Source organism: Paenibacillus sp. 01T431 (genome assembly GCF_056398625.1).
This window is the reverse complement of sequence record NZ_JBFTPT010000003.1, coordinates 376,027-394,677: the sequence shown is the minus strand read 5'-3', so window position 1 is coordinate 394,677 and position 18,651 is coordinate 376,027. Positions and strand designations below refer to the sequence as shown.

Genomic DNA, 18,651 nt, shown 5'->3' with positions numbered 1-18,651 from the left:
TGTTCGGACGTCAACTCACTTCATTATTCAGGCTTTACAAGGAATAGTGGCTGGCCGTACTCAACGAGCTGACCATTAGAAACCAAAATTTCTACGATTTCGCCTTTAACTTCTGCTTCAAGTTCATTCATCAGCTTCATAGCTTCCAATATACATACGACGCTCTTATCATTTACGCGATCGCCTACTTTTACGAAAGCTCCTGCTTCCGGAGTCGGAGAACTATAGAACGTTCCTACCATTGGAGATACGATTTGGTGCAAATGATCCGTTGAAGGACGAGCTGGTGCCGTTTCTTGTACGGCTTGAGTCTGCGCTGCTGGAGCGGCTGGCTGAGCTTGTAATGGTGCAGGCGCGTATGTATGCGTAATTGGGGCCGCTTGCACATTCACCACTTCTGTTTTGCCAGGCTTGCGTATGAGCAGGCGAGTCCCTTCGTTTTCAATTTCCAGCTCATGAACGGAAGTTTGATCAACCAATTTGATCAACTCTTTGATCTCGCTCAATTTGAACATGAATATTTTCACTCCTTAAATTTGCGATAGCAAGATTGCTTCCATAGCTTGTACACCTAAATGGTGTCCATGCCATTATAACCAATTCTTTCACATAACGTTTAACATTATATCATAAACAAGCCTGAACACGAATCATTTTTTGTATATTCGAGCATGACAGCCAAAAAAAAGGTCTTGCCCCCTCCAGCTAATATGCCGAAGGGACAAGGCCTTTTCTTGATGGTAGAGCTATTGAGGCTGTTTAACCGATACATATTGTACGGATACTTGATCAGCATCGACATCAAGCGTGCTCATAACCAGCTTAATAATGTCTGCTGCTTGCTTTTTCTCAAGCTTATCGCTTGAAACCACTACATTGTATTTATCGCTTTGCTCGTCGATAACTACATTTTCGTATTGTTTCAGCAGCTCTGTTTCAATCCCTGTGAGCTTCGTGTGCTTCTCCTCCAGCATGTCAAGCTCAGCTATTGCAGCAGATGCTTCCTCCGGTTTTTTAAGCGTATCATTAACTGCTGCCATCACCCGATTATCAACTTCGTTGTATTTCATTTCCCGTTTCGCTAACAGTTCACTAAATACGCCGCCTGCTGCTAATCCTTGCGCATCAATCTGTTTCAAAGTTTCTTTATCAGCTTCGCTCAAAACCGCTCCATCAACTGGCTTCTCTACCTCGTTTACAACGATGCCATTGCCGCTTGTTGCAGCTTCTGTCGCATTTTGCGCCGCTTGCTCTGTTTGCGAGCCATCCGTCAACACATCAGGCGTATCCACATCTTGTGTGAATAAATAATACGCTGATAATACCACCATTAAACTGAGCATTGATACAAGCCATACCGTTTGTCTTTTCGTGTTCATGAGAACACCCTCCCCATCATTTCAATTTGGTTTTATTGTTTGCTTGGTACAACAGAAATACGATTAACCGGTACGTTGATGCCCTTCTCCACCGCATTGGTAATGAGACGTCTGACTGTTACGTTTTCAGCACCTTTGGCAACTATGAGAATACCGCGTATGCGCGGGTTAATCGTTTTAGTAATAATTGGCTTTTGGTCCCCGGACACTTCGTACAGTACGACCTGTCCGTCTTTTGTGATTGATGTAATGTGCCGCTTGCCGCCGTTCGGATCATTCTCATCCGTAATTTGCTGCGATTCTTGTGTATTTCGTTCTAGGATGCTTTCTTCGGTAGAATCGAGAGTTACAAGCACATCAACCGTTCCAACGCCTACAATTTTCTCTAAAATTTCCTTCAGCCTTACTTCTAAGGAGTTTTCGAGAGTGGCGAACACTGAACTTCCTGAGGTAACTGAATTGCCCCAAGCTGCCTCCGACTGAGGCGGCGGATTAGGTTCTTGCACAGAGGGCTCAACTCCTTTATAGGTTAAAAATGAATTTAGAATCATTAGTGCTGCACCAATCCCCCCAATGATTAATAAAATTCGCAGTGTCCGCACTCGCTTTGGACCGCCAGGACCGCCGCCAACCGCTGATTCTATGCCATCAAGCCATTTGGCCACCGCGCCTTACCCCCTCTCCATCCTTGAACCTCTCACTTCGCCTTTTGTTGATCCGCAGGTTGCCTTACGATGATTTGATCCTCAGCAAGCCCCCACCCCTTCGAAATCAAGCTGCTTATTGCAGCTGAAGTCGCTGGATCAGCTCTTGACCAATTCCCTTCCGTCTTTTCCGTTTCCGTAGATGCTTCCAGAGCAGCTTTATCATCTATACCGCTTGGAACTGTGCTTCCACCTTCAATAGGCGATATTTCAACATCTACAACAACGGGCTGCACTGCTTCCACGGAAGCCTCTTCCTTAAACGAGCTTTTTTTGTTATCTGCTGCTTTGAGTGTCACGGTTACTTCACTAATATAGGGAGTTGCTTTGCCGGAAACGGTAGTCCACTTCAATACGGCATCAACCTCTGCTATAGGAGCTTTTGTCCGCTCGACCAGCTCAATTCGAATGGATGCTTCCAATGTTCGTTCCGTTAATTTTGCAGCCTCCAGGCTGCGCTTATCGCTCATCGCCTGAGCATCTCGCTTAATTTGGTTTAATCCGCTCATTTGCGATTCAACCTTCATGGCAGATTTGCTCCAATTGTCCATTCCTTCATCCAGCTTGGCTCCAATGTCGCTTTGTATAAGTTTCAATATGGGTGAGAGTATCGTCAGAAGGATGAACAAGCCGACTACTAGCCGAGCGTAGCGCTGCATTGCTTTGTTCGGGAGCAGAAGTTCGACGAACACTGCCAGAAGAATGACTGCAATAATATCTCTCAGCCAGTCGCTTAACCAAGCAACCACAGCTCTCGTCCCCTTCCTTACCTGACCATCATCGCCGCATTGCCTGCAGTCAAAATGATCGTAACCGCAAGAAAAAACATAAGACTGACAGCAGCCAAAGCCGCAAATACGTAAATCATCGTCTTGCCGATCGTCTCTAGGCAGGTGACGATCGGTGATTCTCCCAGCGGCTGCATGACAGCAGCAGCAATGTTATAAATGAGCGCTAGCGTCAAAATTTTGATTGCAGGAAATGCGCTGATGAAGAGCAGAATAATGACACCTGCTAAGCCAATTGCATTTTTCGCAAGCATGGAAGCAGAGATGACTGTATCCGCCGCATCGGAAAACATTCTCCCTACAACAGGGACGAAATTTCCTGTTACAAACTTAGCCGTTCGCAGTGTAACGCCATCTGTAACCGCTCCTGTCGCTCCTTGTACGGAGATGACTCCTAGAAAAACCGTCAGTAGCACTCCCATAACGCCTACTCCAATGTTTCGCAGCAGATTAGCTAGTTGGGTAACCTTGAATTTTTCTGATAAAGCACTTGCTATATGAAGCACGGCCGAAAAGAACAATAATGGAAACACTAGCGTGTAAATGAGTGTTCCTACGGCATGAATCATGAAAATGATCAATGGATGTAAAACCGATACGGTGACTACGTTGCCCATTGAAGCAAGCAGCGTTAGCAGTAGCGGGACCATCGCAAGCATAAATTGAATCATGCTTTCAATTGCTCCTTTTGCATAACCCATTGCAACATGGAAACTGTTTACCGCGATAATGATAAGCACCATGTACGTAATCGAGTAGGCTACCTTGCTGACCGCGTTTCGTTCAAAAGCATTTTGCAGCGTTTCGAGCACCATACTGAATACCGTCAGCATCACTATTGTCACAAGGAGCTTGCCATTATAGAGCACCTCATGCCACAAATACTTCAGCAGGCCGCTCAGCATATCCGTTAGCTTTAGGCCATCACCTCCTGGAAAAATCATCTCCATGAAACTTGGAATATGCTGCTCTGGGAAAAAACCGCCATACTCGCTTCGGAGATTGTTCCAGTAAGACTCAACAGCACCCGTTTCCAATCCGCCAATCTGCTGGGTTGTCAGCTCCTTTGCAAGCTCATCCGCGTTAGCTTGATTATCCAAAACCGGCGCTGCGCTCTCACCGCTAATGGCATAGGTAACTGTCGGAGCGATTGATAAAATGATCATGGATACAAAGATGAACAGCAACAGCTTGGCCCGTTCACGTGCAGGAGTCAGCTTCATCATTCGCTTCAACCCCCATCCGGCAGCAGCCCGATTACTGTCTCGACAATGACGCTGATAATAGGGACAGCCATAACAAGAATAAACACTTTGCCGGCAAATTCGATTTTTGAGGCAATTCCTTCTTGCCCTGCATCTCTGACGATCTGTGCTCCAAACTCAGCAATATATGCGATTCCGATTATTTTCAAGATCGTCTTCAAGTAAATGGAAGGGATACCTGATCGATTAGCCAGATCCTCAAGCACGGAAATGACAATTTCGATTTTGCCGATCAAATACAGGAATATAAACAATCCCGTAAACGCGGCGAGCAAAAAGGAGAACATCGGTTTTTGCTCTCGAACGACAATAATGAGTACCGAAGCCATCAGACCAAGACCAACGATTTGAATCATTTCCATTTGGCTCACCTGCTTGCAATCACTTCTAAATGATGACGTCTACTGGAACAAAAAAATCGATTTAATTTCTTGGAATAATTCATTAAGCATTCGAACAACCATAAACAAAACGACAACAAATCCGATTAGCGTTACCCAGTGCGCCATATCTTCTTTCCCCATTTGCTTCAGCACCGAATGTATCATTGCGATAACAATTCCGATTCCAGCAATTTGGAAAATGGCGCTCACATCCATATTCATCAATGCGGCACCCCACTACACCATCAAAATGACGACCAGAACGGCGATCAAAATTCCGAGACTTTTCCACATTTTCTCGTAACGCCCCTGATCGTCTCTCGCAGCGTCCTCCTCAGCCTTCAGCTGCAATAACGCAAGATGTATATGCTTCATTTGATCTTCCTTATCGCTTATACCAAGCGTCGTTCCTAAACGTATAAGTACGGCTTGTTCGTTTTTTCGCATCGATGTTGCATCCCATTGTGACTTTATCGCTTGCTCCCAGCTATCGCTGAAGGTAAAGCTTTCGGTTTCCCAAACCCCGTTTGCTGCCTTGCGAAAAATGGTTGCTAGCGGCTCCGGAGTAGCAGAAGCTGTCCTCTCCAGTGCTTCTGGCAATGGAGTATGACCATAACCTATTTCTGTCTCCAGCCTTTGCAGTGCATGTGCCAGCTGTCTTAGCTGCCTTGGACGTTCGGCGAATTTCGCTGCTTGCTGGAAGCCTATCATCGTGCCTGCAAACAGGACCAAAACCGCACCTAACAGCTTTATCACGGGTCACCAGCTCGGAATCGACCAGAGAATGAAGGTGCAGTATCCGCAAGCTGCCGATTAGGCGGCTTTGGCTCGCGTGCAGGAGCTCGTTCGGCGACTGCCTCAGCAGGAACGACGCGGTGCATGATACCTTGATCTGTGCGCTTCAGCTCCACCACGTAGGTGAACGCCCCTTCTTCCAGCAGCTTCAGCAGCACCGGCCTGCCTCTAGCATCCTGCAAATCGTAGGCGTGCGCGGTTGCGACTACACTAATTCCCGCGTGGCTTGCTTCTCGGATGGCTTCCGCATCCTCAGGCCGTCCAATCTCATCAATAATCATGACCTCTGGCGACATTGAGCGCAGCAGCATCATCATGCCTTCTGCCTTCGGACAAGCGTCCATAACATCGGTTCTAGGTCCAACATCAAACGTTGGAATACCGCGAACACAGGCTGCAATCTCTGAACGCTCATCTACAATCCCTACCTTTCGGCCCTGCCATCCGCTTGCTTCTAGGCTTGGCCATAACCCATAGCTGACTGATCTCGCAATGTCACGCACGAGTGTTGTTTTACCTTGCTGCGGTGGAGCTAGAATGAGAGTGGAATGCAGCGTTTTTCTCGTCCGATCGATTAGTTTGGGCAGGAGAAGCGCACTCGCTCCGATCACTTCTCTAGCAACTCGAATATTGAATGCGCCAATATCGCGGATACCCCTCACAGCGCCGCTGTCGAGTATCGTCCTGCCCGCTAGTCCAATGCGATGTCCTCCTGAAACCGTTATAAAGCCCCTTCTCAGTTCCTCCTCCATCGCATACAAGGAATAGTTGGTAATGCGTTCGAGCAGCTTGCGACATGTGTCTGCCGAAGGCTTGTATGCTCCGTCGGCAGCCTGACGCAGCGTCCCGTCAATCATCATAAATCGAGACTGTCCGCGGAACCCTATTTCTAGCGGTCGTCCCTCTCGAATCCGAATTTCCTCCAGCTGCTCCTGCATTTGTTCAGGAAGGCGCTCCAGCAGCGTCTTCAGCTCCAAAGGCAATAAATGTGATACGCGTGCCAGCATATGATTATCACTCCCGGATGTTTGTCCTTCGTAGTTCCTATTTGTATGCTTGTATTGCGAAAATATGTCTGCCCCATTTCATAAATGCTAGAGTTGAAATCTATTATTTTTTCAAAATACCGATCATCAAGCAAATGACGCCCGCTCCTACCCAAAGAAACTTGCCTGGCGACAGCTTATCGGACATCCCGACGAGCCCCACCGTTGTTGTAGCTATCAGAATAAGAGGGCCTACTAAAGCAAGTGATGAGTTTACTACTAGCGCCTTGTCAATTTGATTTAAACGAAGCATGAGCAGTGCAGCGCAGATCTCAATTGTTCCAGACGTCAGCCGCAGTGAAGCCATCGTTAATACAATTTTATTTAGCATGAATGGATAACCTCCCTTCAATGAAACGACTATTCCTTAATCATATGCTGGCTTGTCTGTCTTTCATGCCGGGCACAGGCACGTTGTTAGGCGCATATCATAAAGAATTGAGTTTGAGAAAGGCGGAATAACAACGATGCAAGTGCAGGTTATATCCAGTGTGAACGAAGCGAGCTCGGCAAGATTTCATCATAAAACGGCAATTATTATCGATGTTTTGCGAGCTACAAGCACAATTGTTACCGCTATTGCTGCGGGAGCTTCATGCATCATTCCTGCTGAAACGGTAATGGAAGCGCGAGCACTTCAGCGACCGGGAGATTTGCTTGGAGGAGAACGCTTTTGCCGGAAAATCGCGGGTTTTGATGTTGGCAATTCGCCAGAGGAATACACCGAGCAGGCCGTCGCTGGCAAACGAATTATTTTGACGACTACGAACGGAACGAGGGCAATCCATAAATCAATGAGGGCGGATCATGTGTTGACCGCATCGCTTCTAAATGCGGAGGCTTGCGCTCGCGCAGCGATCGAGCTGCGGAGAGATGTCGTTATTTTGTGCGCGGGGAGTCACGATGAATTTGCTATTGAGGATGGCTTGTGTGCCGGCCTTGTACTTGATAGACTTCAAGGCTTAAGCCACTTCGCTATAGAGATGGATGACTTTGGCTGTGCGATGCTCGCATTGTACCGAAATCGCTCCACTCAAGTAAAAGAAACGATCATGAACGGAATGACCGGAAAAAAACTGATAAAGCTAGGAATGAGAAAAGACATAGAGGCATGCTCCGCTATCGATATCTATCAAGAAGTACCTAGACTGAACGGTGATCAATTAACGCGGAATGGATGAAATTCCAAGTTAATAAAATCAAGAAAAAGCGTGCTCCCTAACGAGGAAGCACGCTTTTGTTATTTCTATTAGATTAACGGCGATCCTGAGGGCCGCCTACAAATGCCTGCTCTGCTGTATCAAGACCATACGCAGTATGAAGTGCACGTACAACTTCGCTGAGCGGCTCTGCATTAATAACGCAAGAACATTTAATTTCAGATGTGCTTACCATCTTAATGCTAACACCTAGTGAAGAAATGGTTGCGAACATTTTCGCTGCTACGCCTGGATTGCTGACCATGCCAGCACCTACGATCGATATTTTAACAAGATCGGATTCCGATGTTGTTTCACGGAAAGGGACAGTGCCGCGAATTCCCTCGATAACGGAAATCGCTTTATCTTTATCATCGCCTGAAAGCGTGAAGGAGAAATCGGCTTTGCCGTCCTGAACACCGCTTTGTACGATAATGTCCACATCGATGCCGTTGTTTGCTAATGCGCCGAACACATTTGCAAGCACGCCAGGAACATCCTCAACTCCCATAATGCTGATTCTTGCTACATTTTTGTCAAACGCGATGCCGCGAACGACCACGCCTTGCTCCATGACCGCTTCCTCCTTCACACTTGTACCTTCGTTTTGAGTAAAGCTTGAACGCACAACTAGCTTTACATTGTTATGCTTAGCGTATTCCACCGCACGCGGATGCAATACAGCAGCGCCTAAATTAGCTAGCTCCAGCATCTCATCATAAGAGATTTCATTTAGCTTGCGCGCATTTTTGACTACGCGAGGATCCGTTGAGTAAATTCCGTCAACATCGGTATAAATCTCGCAAACGTCTGCTTTCATCGCAGCTGCCATTGCAACTGCAGTCGTGTCAGAACCGCCGCGGCCGAGTGTTGTAATTTCTCCCTCTTCCGTCATCCCCTGAAAACCTGCAATAATAGCTACATTACCCTCTTCAAGCGCTTTGAACACACGCTCTGGATGGATATTAGTCATCTTCGCTTTACCATGCACCGCTTCTGTACGAATGCCTGCTTGCCAACCCGTGAAGGAAACGGCCTTTGCACCAAGCTGATGTACGGTCATCGATAACAAGGCTATCGAAATTTGCTCTCCAACTGTTAAAAGCATATCCATTTCCCGCGCCGGCGGATTTGGATTTAGCTGTTTCGACTGATCGATTAAATCGTCTGTCGTATCTCCCATGGCAGAAACAACAACAACGATATCGTTGCCTTCTTGCTGCCTCTCAATAATACGTTTTGCTACACGCTGCATCCGCTCCGGCGTTCCAACGGAGCTGCCGCCAAACTTCATCACGATTAACGACAAAGCCGATTCACTCCTAAACCTGACATATACATACAAGTCAATATTATATCACATTGCGCTTACCTATGGGTATATTCTCTTACAAAAAAACCGTCCGAAATCCTTCGGACGGTTAATCAGGCTGCTTACTAAGCGCGCGAGATGTATTTGCCTTCACGAGTATCGATCAGCAAAACGTCGCCTTCGTTAATGAACAGTGGAACTTGAACGTTAAGGCCAGTTTCAACCTTAGCTGTTTTTGTTGCGCCTTGCGCTGTGTTGCCCTTCACGCCTGGCTCTGTTTCAATAACTTTCAGCTCTACGCTGTTTTGCATTTGAATACCAAGGATTTCACCTTGATAGCTCGAAATGTTAACGTTCATGTTTTCTTTCAGGAAGTTAAGCTCCCACTCAAGCTGTTTCTTGTCCAAGTTAAATTGGTCAAACGTCTCGTTATCCATGAAGGTATACTCCGAACCGGAGTTATACAAATATTGCACTTCACGGTTTTCGATGATCGCGCGGCCAATGCTCTCGCCTGCACGGAACGTTTTCTCAACAACGTTGCCGTTGCGAAGGTTTTTCAGCTTAGAGCGTACGAATGCAGCGCCTTTACCAGGTTTTACGTGCTGAAAGTCTAGAACTGTAAAAATATCGGAGTCTACTTGCACGGTCAAGCCTGTTTTAAAATCGTTTACTGAAATCATTGCTGATTCCCTCCTGAATGAATAGTCCTTAACCCAGAGTGATTAAATCCTTCGGGGATGAGGTTAATATTTTAATACCGGTTTCCGTAATAACGATGTCATCCTCAATGCGTACGCCGCCGAAGCCTGGTACGTAAATGCCGGGTTCTACCGTAACCGTCATGCCGGGGGTTAAAATCGTTTCACTGAATTTGGACAACCTAGGGGCCTCATGAATTTCCATGCCCAGACCGTGTCCGGTACCATGTCCAAATAGATCGCCATAACCGTATTTCGTAATAATGTCGCGAGTTAGCGCATCCGCTTCACGACCGGTCATGCCTGGCTTAATATGCTCAAGTGCATGCAACTGCGCTTCAAGCACGATATTGTAAATCTCGAGATGCTTAGCTGTCGGAGTGCCGACCACGACTGTGCGTGTCAAATCGGAGCAATAACCGTTGTAATAAGCGCCGAAATCAAGCTTTACAAACTCATTATTCCCAATAATTCGGTCGCTAGCTACTCCATGCGGCAACGCAGAGCGCTCGCCTGAGGCTACGATCGTATCGAAGGAAGAAGAAGTCGCGCCATGGCTGCGCATATAAACTTCCATTTCAAGTGCGATATCCGTTTCACGAACTCCTGGGCGAATGAGCTTCAAAATGTGATTGAAGGTGCTGTCCGCAAGATCGGCAGCTTCCTGCATAATTTGAAGTTCTGCCTCGTCCTTAATGTAGCGAAGCTGTTCCACTAATCCTGAGGCAGGCTCAAGCGTGATACCGTCTAATGTTTTCGACCAAGCTGTAAATTCACTGTATACGACATGGTCTTGTTCAAAAGCCAGCTTCGACAACTTATGTTGTCTTAGCAGCTCAAGCACATCCGCAAGCGGATTCGAACCATGCTCAACAATTTGAAAATTGACCGCCTGCTGCGGCGCTTGTGTGCGGTAGCGGAAATCCGTCAGCAAATAGCTTTCGCTTAGCGTAATCAACACCATGCCTGACGAACCAGTGAATCCGCTTATGTAGCGACGGTTATACTCGCTTCCAATTAGTATCGCTTCAAAGCGATGTTCTTCCATCAGCTGCCGAAGTCGTTTTACTCTATCGTTTGCCATAACCGCTTCACCCTCTCTTAACTTATTACTGTTTGTTCAAGTGACGCACGAGCGCAGTTAGACCAAGCTCATAGCTATCAGACCCGAAGCCGGCAATTTGACCGACTGCAATCGCAGCAACGACGGACGTATGACGGAACGCTTCTCTCTTGTGAATGTTCGACATATGCACCTCGATAATCGGCAAATCAACGGTGCTAAGCGCATCGCGAAGCGCGTAGCTGTAATGGGTCCAAGCACCAGGATTGATGACAATGCCGTCTGCTTTGCCGTACGCACTATGTATTCGATCAATCATATCGCCCTCATGATTCGTTTGGAAAAATTCAACGGAGACGCCAAGCGCCTCAGCTTTATCCTTCAAGAGCGATTCGATGTCTGCAAGTGTTTCTGTCCCGTATACGCTAGGCTCACGAATGCCGAGCATATTTAAGTTCGGACCGTTTAAAACAACAATTTTGTGCATGAATGCACCTCCCAAGCAACCGAATCCATCATAGGTTCAAAGATCATTAGCCATTTTACCACAAATGTCTGCCGCTTGAGAAGTAGAACTCGCTACTGAGCTTTCGCAGGCTCCCTCGATGCTTCATCCGTGAACTCAAAAGCAATCGAATAACCAATGAATACACCCCATAGAAGAAAGACACACAACTCTGTGTAAAGCGTATTCCAGCCCGCTTTCGTGATGCCTGGCATAACGCCGAGCAGTGGTCCCACCGCAATAAACAAAATCGCCCACCAAACCAATCCGTACACGATACCCGGCCAAGGTCCTCGCAGCTTCCCAAGTATAACTTTATATAGAAAGGCAGCCACAATAGAAAAAATAATAAACGCCCCAATACTTACAACTTCTCCCAATCCCGTTTTTAGAAAAGAAGCTTTAAAAAAAGGATCTGCTACAAATCCGGGAAGCACCTTCGTAAAATTCATTTCAAAGAACATCCAGCGTACAATGCCCCATATTAAGCCAGCAAAAAAACCGATTTTGATTGCGTAAAGCCATGGGTTTGTTACATGATCCTGTTTATCATATTGGTTTCGTTGTTTATTGTTAGCCATTACGCTAAGCCTCCACTCTTATTTCCATAGTTGTCCGAATTAGTATGTGAAATAATAGCGATGGATAACCATACTTTACCGTCAACTTGCCTATCCCTTTCTTTATGTACGCTGACGTTGGCAATTGACTGATAGATCAAGTACAATAGACATACAAAGATAAGGTACATTCGTCGCAACAGCTAAGACGATATTCCAATCAAGGAAGGTGACAAGCACTTGCCGCAAGACTCCCGAAGCATATATGGCGGACAAGCGGTTATTGAAGGCGTTATGTTTGCTGGCAAACACGTTAACGTAACAGCTGTCCGACGCAAAAATGATGAAATCGTATTTTATGAAGTACCTCGCACAACGAAGAACTGGATTCAAGCTTTGAAAAAAATCCCTCTCGTGCGAGGCGTTGTCGGTATTCTTGAATCAAGCGCCAAAGGCTCCCAGCATTTGAACTTCTCTATGGAAGCCTACGCTGAGGATGAAGCCGGTGAGGGTAAAGAAACAGACAGCAATCAACAACCTGCTGCAGTAAAGGAAGAGAAAAAGCAAGGCTGGAGTCTCAGCATGATTGTTGGCGTCGCTGTCGCTGGCGTGCTTTCCTTTATTTTCGGCAAACTTATTTTCACTGCTGCACCCGCAGCGCTCGAGGAACTTCTTTTCTCAGGGGTATTTGAAAATAAAATTGGTCATAACCTATTAGAAGGACTTATCAAAATTATTTTGCTGCTTTCTTATTTGTATTTCATTTCCATGACACCGTTAATTAAGCGGTTGTTCCAATATCATGGAGCTGAGCATAAAGTAATTAGTACTTATGAAGCTGGTGAAGAGCTTACGGTTCAAAATGTACAGAAGTACAGCCGCCTTCACTACCGCTGCGGTTCAAGCTTTATCGTGTTCACTGTTATTGTAGGAGTTGTTGTCTACTCGTTGCCTTTCTTTACTTGGGACACCATTTGGGAACGCGTCTACATCCGTATCTTACTGCTTCCACTCGTTCTTGGCCTCTCCTACGAGGTGCTTCGCTGGACAAATGCTTTGCGTGAAATTCCAGTGCTGCGCTACCTCGGATATCCGGGACTATGGCTGCAGCTTCTAACGACCAAAGAACCGCGTGATGAGCAAGTTGCGGTATCCATTGCTTCCTTCAAGCGCATGCTTGAACTAGACAAACAAATGAAATAATTTCTATTGAAAAAGGAAAGGCGGAATTACAATGAGCAGAATACCAAGCAAATGGAATGTTTGGTCCATATCGTTTTTGGCGCTGCTGTTGATCGGTCTCGTTTACAGCGTTATCCAAAGCCCAATAACCTTTCTAATTCCCATTGTGGTGCTTGGCGGCATTTTCTTGCTATATAAATATCCGCCTTCTTTCTTAAAAGGTTACAATACGCGGCAAGGAGGAGTACATGTCACACAAAGACGTGCTCCTGCAAGCAAAACGAGAACGAACAAAAACCGCTCCAAGACCGTGCCGTTTCGTGTCATTGAAGGCGGCAAGGAAGATGACGAAACACCTAAATATCATTAAATCAAACAAAAGGACCGAGGCATAATTGCCTCGGTCCTTTTTGCTTTCTCGTTCGTATCGATATGTATTACTCGCTGTCCATTTCCGCACGCACGGCGCGTAGCTCGTCCATACGCTGAGAATCTCTTCGGAAATATTCAACTAAAGTTTCAATACAGGTTATAGAGTCCCAGCTAAGATGATGCTCGATTCCTTCAACATCCTGATAAATATTCTCGTCCTGTACGCCAATCGTCGTTAGGAATGACTCTAACAATTGATGCCGATCAACAAGCCTTTTGCCCATTTTTTTCCCTTTATTGGTCAGGACCAGCCCGCGATACTTCTCATAGATCAAATAATTATCTTTATCAAGCTTTTGAATCATCTTGGTGACCGATGAAGGATGCACCTCTAGTCCTTCTGCAATGTCCGAGACACGCGCATAACCTTTTTCATCAATCAACTTATAAATTCTTTCCAAGTAGTCTTCCATGCTCGGTGTCGGCACTGAAGAACCCCCTAACCATACTTCTTCACCTATTTCACAGGCGTTACTTATTGTATCATACACTGTTCATTGTGTTCACTGCAACCCAAGCCCATCTCCAAAATAGATAAGGAAGCGCAAATCACACTTGAACTTACCAGTTTCAGCTTCGCTCATCCTCCACACAATAAGATGATGTTGATTGTGATGAATCTACAGGAGGAATGAGCTATGAGCACTGCAATTATTGATCGTCCTAAACCAGATCGCTCCACCCTCTCCTTTGTTCCCGAGCTTGTTTATTTTGAACCATCTGCGCTCGATTATCCCAAAGGGCAGCGTATTTTTGAATGGGTCAAAAAAGAAGGCATTCCTTATCGGATGACAACCTCACATAACCGGATTACGAATTTACCTGGCGATACCGAGCTTGAACAATACAAGATCGCCAAAAGAACGCTTGTCGTCGGCATACGCAAAACCTTGAAATTTGATACTTCGAAGCCTTCAGCGGAATACGCCATTCCGATAGCAACCGGTTGTATGGCTCATTGTCATTATTGTTATTTGCAAACAACCTTAGGTGCAAAACCTTATATCCGTGTATATGTCAATATAGACGATATTCTAGAGGCTGCTGAGGGGTACATCGACGAGAGAAAACCGGAAATTACCCGCTTTGAAGCCGCATGTACATCCGATCCCGTCGGACTGGAGCCCATTACAGGCAGCCTTCGCGAGCTTATTGATTTTATGGGGGAACAAGAACATGGACGGCTTCGGTTTGTGACTAAGTTTCACCATGTGGATTCCCTTCTTGATGCAAAGCACAATGGACATACCCGTATCCGATTTAGCGTAAATGCCAAATATGTAATCAAGCATTTCGAGCCTGCTACATCAAGCTTTGATCAACGCATTGAGGCCGCCGCAAAGGTCGCTAGGGCAGGTTATCCAATGGGCTTTATCATTGCCCCTATTATTTGGCATGAAGGCTGGGAGGAAGGCTATGGCGAGCTTATAGCCTCACTTGCAGACAAACTCCCGCAGGATGTGACCAAAGACCTTACATTTGAACTCATTCAGCATCGTTTTACAAAAACGGCAAAAGCAGTTATTGAAAAGCGGTATCCGCGGACGAAGCTTGAGATGGATATTGAAAAACGCAAATATAAATGGGGTCGCTGGGGTCAAGGGAAATATGTCTATCCCGATGAACAAGCAAATGCGCTCCGCATGTATTTATCGGAGCGCATCTTTGAACATTTTCCCGAAGCGAAAATTGAATATTTTACGTAAGAGATCAAAATCAGCTTAAAATTTCAACCATTCCGGCGTAATCATATTAAGCCAGATCGTGATTTTGGTCATTTGATCGGTAAACAATAATACACCCATCAAAATCATAACAGCTCCGCCAACCTTCATTACGCTAGCTGAATATTTCAGTATCCATCTTGCCGTACCAAGAAAAAAGGCAAGTACAAAAAAAGGAATCGCAAAGCCTAATGAATAGGCAGTCGTTAGCTGAAACCATGTGCCAGGTTCCGATGCTGCAAGACCTAAAATCGCAGTAAGCGCGGGACCTGTACATGGGGTCCAGCCTGCGGAGAAGCCAATTCCAAAAATAAAGGAGCTGACATAGTTCGCTTTTTTCGGAATAAGATTCATTCTTCGTTCCTTCATCAGGAGCTGCGGCTGAAATAATCCGATTAAGAATAGTCCCATCAAAATAATCAATATCGCTGATAATTGCCTAATCAGATCTCGATATTCGCTGAAAAATTCAGCAAATACATTTGTTCCGTAGCCTAATGCATAATACACGGTGCAGAAGCCCAAAATGAAAAACAGCGTGTGTGACATCGTTCGCATGCGTTTTTGTTTGGCATGTGAATTGCCCTTCAAATCCGCTACMGATATTCCCGTTATGTATGATAAATACGAAGGATAAAGCGGTAAGCAGCAAGGTGATATGAACGATGCAAAGCCAGCCCCTAAGGCCAGCCAAATGTTAATGTCGGACAAACCCTCTCACTCCAATCCTCATTAACTGCCTGGTCGCATGCCACGGCGGAAAACGAGCAGCAACAGCAGCACAGCAATTAGCAATAATACAATGGTACCGCCTGGTGCCAAGTTCCATACACCCGCGATTAGTAAGCCTAATACAACGGCAATCTCGCCAATAATGACGACCGTTATAACGCTTTGACGGAAACTGCGGGCAATGATCAAGCTGCATGCGGCTGGTATAGTCAGCAAGGCCGATACAAGCAGCGCACCTACAATTTTGATAGAAACACTAATAACTAGAGCAGTAAGCACGCTAATCATAACATTATAAAATTTGACGGGCAAGCCGCTCACTGCTGCGGCGTCCTCATCGAACGTAAGCAGGAATAGCTCCTTTACTTGAAGCCTAATCGCAACAAGAACAATCAGTGTAACGACGCCTATTACGTAAAGATCAGTGGTGCTCAAAGTATAAATGCTTCCAAATAAGTAACTATTCACATTGCTGTTGAATCCTTTGCCCATCGTGAATAATAATGATGCGAGCGCGACTCCGCCTGACATAATAATGGCAATGGACAGCTCTGCATATGATTTATATGCTTTCCGAAGCTTCTCAATAGCAAAAGAGGCAATAATCGCAAACACAAATCCCATAGCAATTGGATACACGCCAATCAAGAAACCTAGCGCTACTCCAGCAATAGATACATGCGATAAAGTATCTCCAATCATTGAAAGCCTTCGCAGCACAAGAAATAAGCCGATTAGCGGAGCCGTTACCCCGATTAGAAGTCCGCCAATAAGAGCCCTTTGAAAAAATTCACTAGTTACGATCTCCAACCAAAACAACCTCTTTCCTGCTCTCCATTTGTTCCCTTAGCCCTTTCAGGCTGTGTGCAAGATCATTTTCCACACAATCCTGCGTTTCGTGCGAATGTTTAATATGAAACTTGAGCTTCCCGTTTCCACTGGCTGGCTCTTGTCCTAAATACGAGCGAATCATGTCAAGGTCATGAGAAACCATTAGAAATGTAATGTTATGATGTTGATGCATATGCTTGATCATATGAAAGAAGCTTTCCTGTGTCTCTGTATCTATCCCCACAGTCGGCTCATCTAGAATAAGCAGCGATGGGTTGTTAATGAGCGCTCTGGCAAGAAATACACGCTGCTGCTGGCCGCCCGACAACTGCCCGATACGTTTATCCTTTATATCCTCAATCCCCATTGCCTGCAGAGCATCGTCACATTTTTGATAATCCATTTTGCTTAGTTTCTTAAACAGCTTGCTTCGCCCATAAAGGCCTGACAAGACGACCTCCCGAACTGTAGCTGGGAACAACGGATTTAATGTGTTTTTCTGCGGGACATATCCAATGCGCTCCCACTGCTTAAATTTGTCTACTTTCTCACCAAACAAACGGATCGTTCCGCTCGTTGGCTTTATCAACCCAACGATCATTCGCAGCAGCGTTGTTTTTCCAGCGCCATTCGTGCCGATTAATCCGATAAAGTCCCGTTCTTTCACCGCGAAGCTTAGCTTTGATATAACCGTCTGCTGTTGATAAGAGAAGGAGACGTCCTCCAATGAAATAACCTCTTGGTGACAGCTTGCATCCGCATTTGTCATTCGATTTGATTGCGCCATAATTTATCTCCTCACAGCAATGCGGAGCATAAATCAGCTCCGCAGGTTTGCCTTTTGCTCTATTGTAATGCTTGCACAAGATTTTGCAAGTTTCGTTCCATTAGGGTTAAGTATGTGTCTCCCGCTTTTTCTTGATCCGGCGTTAGGCCTTCGAGCGGATTAAGCACCATTGTCTCAACATCCGCTTCGCCTGCAAGCGTTTTGGCAAGTTGATCTGAAACTAATTCTTCGAAAAAGATATATTTTACATCGTTTGCTTTAACAAACTTCGCAATTTTGAGCAAATCCTGTGCACGCGGCTCAGCGTCAGGGCTAAGTCCCATGATAGAAATTTGCTTCAATCCGTAATCACGAGCTAAGTAACCAAACGCTTGATGCGAGGTAACGATGTTTTTGTTCGATGTTTGTGCAAGCTTTGCCGTGTAATCCGCATCGATTGCTTCGAGCTTTCCTTTTAGTGCCTCATAGTTTTTCTCATAATCTGCTTGGTTTGCGCTATCAGCTTCAATTAAGCTGTTTTTTACATTCTCAGCTAATGTAAGGGCTGATTTCGGACTAACCCAAGTGTGAGGGTCCAAGCCGCCATGTTCATGTGATTCTGCATCAGCATGTTCTTCTTCATGTTCATGATCATGCTCATCTTCATTACCCTCAATTAATGGAATGCCTTTGCTGATTTCTTTGGTCACGACTTTGCTGTCTTTGGACAGGCCTTTCAGAAATCCGTCAACCCAGCCTTCTAGTCCCGCTCCATGGTACAGAAACAGCTGCGCCTTCGACGCTGTATCAAGATCGCGGCTCTTTGGTGTCCAATCATGCGGCTCTACGCCTGATGCTACTAGATTAACCGCTTTGACATGATCTCCGCCAATTTCCGATGCTAGAAAATATAATGGATAGAAGCTGGTAACGACACTAACTTGTTTCCCCTCTGCTTGACCAGTTCCCGTGCTGCCGTTCGCTGGTTGGTTTGATGAGCCTGAATTATTCGTATTATTGCCGCAAGCCGCTGCAAAAAGCAGCATTGCCGATAGAAGAAAACTAAGCGCCATAGGTCTTGTCAATGATTTTAGTCTATTCATTTTGATTTCTCTCCATTCATCTTTCTCTCTTGTTCGTAATCGTTATGATTACGTTTTGTATTATACGATGACCTGAAATAGACTGTCAACCTTATTTCTTAGCAAAAGCTAGTAGAAGTTTCCTACCGATCATGACTCACAGCTGCAAATTAATCATATAGATTATCTTTATTGACCAAAA

General features: G+C 45.6%; 24 protein-coding genes. 4 read left to right on the top strand and 20 right to left on the bottom strand.

All coding sequences use genetic code 11. The annotated features are described in order from the left end of the window. Positions 1-23: 23 nt before the first annotated feature. The 10 genes from accB to AC1DM9_RS06895 all read right to left on the bottom strand — a co-directional run bounded on the left by accB (position 24) and on the right by AC1DM9_RS06895 (position 6,691). The gene (gene accB, locus AC1DM9_RS06940; protein WP_441886165.1) at positions 24-515 is read right to left on the bottom strand and encodes an acetyl-CoA carboxylase biotin carboxyl carrier protein; all 492 of its coding nucleotides are present in this window, start codon (positions 513-515) and stop codon (positions 24-26) included. Between the two features lie 231 nt (positions 516-746). Beyond that, positions 747-1,379 (bottom strand): SpoIIIAH-like family protein, encoded by a 633-nt coding sequence (locus AC1DM9_RS06935; protein WP_477579189.1) that lies wholly within the window; start codon positions 1,377-1,379, stop codon positions 747-749. A 32-nt stretch (positions 1,380-1,411) separates the two neighbouring features. Further along, on the bottom strand, positions 1,412-2,044 hold the full coding sequence (gene spoIIIAG / locus AC1DM9_RS06930; RefSeq protein WP_477579187.1) for a stage III sporulation protein AG: 633 nt from the start codon (positions 2,042-2,044) through the stop codon (positions 1,412-1,414). Positions 2,045-2,076: 32 nt separating this feature from the next. After that, complete coding sequence (gene spoIIIAF / locus AC1DM9_RS06925; protein WP_477579185.1) at positions 2,077-2,832, bottom strand: stage III sporulation protein AF; 756 nt, start codon at positions 2,830-2,832, stop codon at positions 2,077-2,079. A 17-nt stretch (positions 2,833-2,849) separates the two neighbouring features. Further along, on the bottom strand, positions 2,850-4,094 hold the full coding sequence (spoIIIAE, locus tag AC1DM9_RS06920; RefSeq protein ID WP_477579325.1) for a stage III sporulation protein AE: 1,245 nt from the start codon (positions 4,092-4,094) through the stop codon (positions 2,850-2,852). A gap of 8 nt (positions 4,095-4,102) precedes the next feature. Further along, positions 4,103-4,498 (bottom strand): stage III sporulation protein AD, encoded by a 396-nt coding sequence (gene spoIIIAD, locus AC1DM9_RS06915; RefSeq protein WP_054024281.1) that lies wholly within the window; start codon positions 4,496-4,498, stop codon positions 4,103-4,105. Positions 4,499-4,537: 39 nt separating this feature from the next. Then, positions 4,538-4,741 (bottom strand): stage III sporulation protein AC, encoded by a 204-nt coding sequence (spoIIIAC, locus tag AC1DM9_RS06910; RefSeq protein WP_054024280.1) that lies wholly within the window; start codon positions 4,739-4,741, stop codon positions 4,538-4,540. Positions 4,742-4,756: 15 nt separating this feature from the next. Next, the gene (gene spoIIIAB, locus AC1DM9_RS06905; RefSeq protein ID WP_076266947.1) at positions 4,757-5,275 is read right to left on the bottom strand and encodes a stage III sporulation protein SpoIIIAB; all 519 of its coding nucleotides are present in this window, start codon (positions 5,273-5,275) and stop codon (positions 4,757-4,759) included. Next, on the bottom strand, positions 5,272-6,321 hold the full coding sequence (spoIIIAA, locus tag AC1DM9_RS06900) for a stage III sporulation protein AA (RefSeq protein ID WP_441886153.1): 1,050 nt from the start codon (positions 6,319-6,321) through the stop codon (positions 5,272-5,274). The genes spoIIIAB and spoIIIAA overlap by 4 nt, the downstream gene beginning before the upstream one ends. Before the next feature lie 103 nt (positions 6,322-6,424). Beyond that, the gene (locus AC1DM9_RS06895; RefSeq protein WP_076266945.1) at positions 6,425-6,691 is read right to left on the bottom strand and encodes a YqhV family protein; all 267 of its coding nucleotides are present in this window, start codon (positions 6,689-6,691) and stop codon (positions 6,425-6,427) included. A 136-nt stretch (positions 6,692-6,827) separates the two neighbouring features. Here AC1DM9_RS06895 and AC1DM9_RS06890 point away from each other — a divergent pair, with 136 nt between their 5' ends. Beyond that, on the top strand, positions 6,828-7,541 hold the full coding sequence (locus AC1DM9_RS06890) for a 2-phosphosulfolactate phosphatase (RefSeq protein WP_477579182.1): 714 nt from the start codon (positions 6,828-6,830) through the stop codon (positions 7,539-7,541). Between the two features lie 73 nt (positions 7,542-7,614). Here AC1DM9_RS06890 and AC1DM9_RS06885 read toward each other — a convergent pair whose 3' ends face one another. From AC1DM9_RS06885 to AC1DM9_RS06865, 5 genes are all read right to left on the bottom strand, one after another. Next, positions 7,615-8,868, bottom strand: a complete 1,254-nt coding sequence (locus AC1DM9_RS06885; protein WP_339203369.1) for an aspartate kinase — start codon at positions 8,866-8,868, stop codon at positions 7,615-7,617. A gap of 128 nt (positions 8,869-8,996) precedes the next feature. Continuing rightward, positions 8,997-9,554, bottom strand: a complete 558-nt coding sequence (gene efp, locus AC1DM9_RS06880) for an elongation factor P (protein ID WP_076266942.1) — start codon at positions 9,552-9,554, stop codon at positions 8,997-8,999. Positions 9,555-9,582: 28 nt separating this feature from the next. Then, positions 9,583-10,656, bottom strand: a complete 1,074-nt coding sequence (locus AC1DM9_RS06875) for a M24 family metallopeptidase (protein ID WP_076266941.1) — start codon at positions 10,654-10,656, stop codon at positions 9,583-9,585. A gap of 25 nt (positions 10,657-10,681) precedes the next feature. After that, positions 10,682-11,122, bottom strand: a complete 441-nt coding sequence (gene aroQ / locus AC1DM9_RS06870; RefSeq protein ID WP_076266940.1) for a type II 3-dehydroquinate dehydratase — start codon at positions 11,120-11,122, stop codon at positions 10,682-10,684. Positions 11,123-11,214: 92 nt separating this feature from the next. Beyond that, complete coding sequence (locus tag AC1DM9_RS06865) at positions 11,215-11,721, bottom strand: YqhR family membrane protein (protein WP_477579180.1); 507 nt, start codon at positions 11,719-11,721, stop codon at positions 11,215-11,217. A gap of 219 nt (positions 11,722-11,940) precedes the next feature. On the opposite strand from AC1DM9_RS06865, the gene AC1DM9_RS06860 reads away from it, so the two are divergent. Together AC1DM9_RS06860 and AC1DM9_RS06855 are read left to right on the top strand one after the other, a co-directional pair. Further along, on the top strand, positions 11,941-12,903 hold the full coding sequence (locus AC1DM9_RS06860) for a DUF1385 domain-containing protein (protein ID WP_339203375.1): 963 nt from the start codon (positions 11,941-11,943) through the stop codon (positions 12,901-12,903). 31 nt (positions 12,904-12,934) lie between these two features. Further along, a complete protein-coding gene (locus tag AC1DM9_RS06855; RefSeq protein ID WP_477510508.1) occupies positions 12,935-13,252 on the top strand; it encodes a hypothetical protein in 318 nt (105 codons plus the stop codon). 67 nt (positions 13,253-13,319) lie between these two features. On the opposite strand, the gene mntR is transcribed toward AC1DM9_RS06855, so the two are convergent. Continuing rightward, positions 13,320-13,742: a transcriptional regulator MntR gene (gene mntR / locus AC1DM9_RS06850; protein ID WP_053376766.1), complete on the bottom strand. Its 423-nt coding sequence runs from the start codon at positions 13,740-13,742 to the stop codon at positions 13,320-13,322. 210 nt (positions 13,743-13,952) lie between these two features. Here mntR and splB point away from each other — a divergent pair, with 210 nt between their 5' ends. Further along, positions 13,953-15,020, top strand: coding sequence for a spore photoproduct lyase (gene splB, locus AC1DM9_RS06845; protein ID WP_430057944.1), 1,068 nt, complete (start codon positions 13,953-13,955; stop codon positions 15,018-15,020). Positions 15,021-15,035: 15 nt separating this feature from the next. Here the strand turns inward: splB and AC1DM9_RS06840 are convergent, their stop codons facing one another. From AC1DM9_RS06840 to AC1DM9_RS06825, 4 genes are all read right to left on the bottom strand, one after another. After that, positions 15,036-15,749: a cytochrome c biogenesis CcdA family protein gene (locus tag AC1DM9_RS06840; RefSeq protein WP_339203380.1), complete on the bottom strand. Its 714-nt coding sequence runs from the start codon at positions 15,747-15,749 to the stop codon at positions 15,036-15,038. Between the two features lie 21 nt (positions 15,750-15,770). Then, a complete protein-coding gene (locus AC1DM9_RS06835) occupies positions 15,771-16,580 on the bottom strand; it encodes a metal ABC transporter permease (protein ID WP_339203381.1) in 810 nt (269 codons plus the stop codon). Beyond that, positions 16,564-17,370 (bottom strand): metal ABC transporter ATP-binding protein, encoded by an 807-nt coding sequence (locus tag AC1DM9_RS06830; protein WP_076267071.1) that lies wholly within the window; start codon positions 17,368-17,370, stop codon positions 16,564-16,566. Before AC1DM9_RS06830 ends, AC1DM9_RS06835 begins: the two co-directional genes overlap by 17 nt. A 77-nt stretch (positions 17,371-17,447) precedes the next feature. Continuing rightward, complete coding sequence (locus AC1DM9_RS06825) at positions 17,448-18,470, bottom strand: metal ABC transporter solute-binding protein, Zn/Mn family (protein WP_441886126.1); 1,023 nt, start codon at positions 18,468-18,470, stop codon at positions 17,448-17,450. Positions 18,471-18,651: the final 181 nt, after the last annotated feature.

Bases quoted from the DNA above. Each gene is read 5' to 3' on its own strand.
- splB (WP_430057944.1), top strand. From the start codon at position 13,953: ATGAGCACTGCAATTATTGATCGTCCTAAACCAGATCGCTCCACCCTC.
- AC1DM9_RS06875 (WP_076266941.1), bottom strand. From the start codon at position 10,656: ATGGCAAACGATAGAGTAAAACGACTTCGGCAGCTGATGGAAGAACAT.
- spoIIIAE (WP_477579325.1), bottom strand. From the start codon at position 4,094: ATGAAGCTGACTCCTGCACGTGAACGGGCCAAGCTGTTGCTGTTCATC.
- AC1DM9_RS06895 (WP_076266945.1), bottom strand. From the start codon at position 6,691: ATGCTAAATAAAATTGTATTAACGATGGCTTCACTGCGGCTGACGTCT.
- AC1DM9_RS06935 (WP_477579189.1), bottom strand. From the start codon at position 1,379: ATGAACACGAAAAGACAAACGGTATGGCTTGTATCAATGCTCAGTTTA.
- AC1DM9_RS06865 (WP_477579180.1), bottom strand. From the start codon at position 11,721: ATGGCTAACAATAAACAACGAAACCAATATGATAAACAGGATCATGTA.
- AC1DM9_RS06890 (WP_477579182.1), top strand. From the start codon at position 6,828: ATGCAAGTGCAGGTTATATCCAGTGTGAACGAAGCGAGCTCGGCAAGA.
- spoIIIAA (WP_441886153.1), bottom strand. From the start codon at position 6,321: ATGCTGGCACGCGTATCACATTTATTGCCTTTGGAGCTGAAGACGCTG.
- spoIIIAC (WP_054024280.1), bottom strand. From the start codon at position 4,741: ATGAATATGGATGTGAGCGCCATTTTCCAAATTGCTGGAATCGGAATT.
- AC1DM9_RS06825 (WP_441886126.1), bottom strand. From the start codon at position 18,470: ATGAATAGACTAAAATCATTGACAAGACCTATGGCGCTTAGTTTTCTT.
- accB (WP_441886165.1), bottom strand. From the start codon at position 515: ATGTTCAAATTGAGCGAGATCAAAGAGTTGATCAAATTGGTTGATCAA.
- AC1DM9_RS06855 (WP_477510508.1), top strand. From the start codon at position 12,935: ATGAGCAGAATACCAAGCAAATGGAATGTTTGGTCCATATCGTTTTTG.
- efp (WP_076266942.1), bottom strand. From the start codon at position 9,554: ATGATTTCAGTAAACGATTTTAAAACAGGCTTGACCGTGCAAGTAGAC.
- AC1DM9_RS06830 (WP_076267071.1), bottom strand. From the start codon at position 17,370: ATGACAAATGCGGATGCAAGCTGTCACCAAGAGGTTATTTCATTGGAG.
- aroQ (WP_076266940.1), bottom strand. From the start codon at position 11,122: ATGCACAAAATTGTTGTTTTAAACGGTCCGAACTTAAATATGCTCGGC.
- spoIIIAD (WP_054024281.1), bottom strand. From the start codon at position 4,498: ATGGAAATGATTCAAATCGTTGGTCTTGGTCTGATGGCTTCGGTACTC.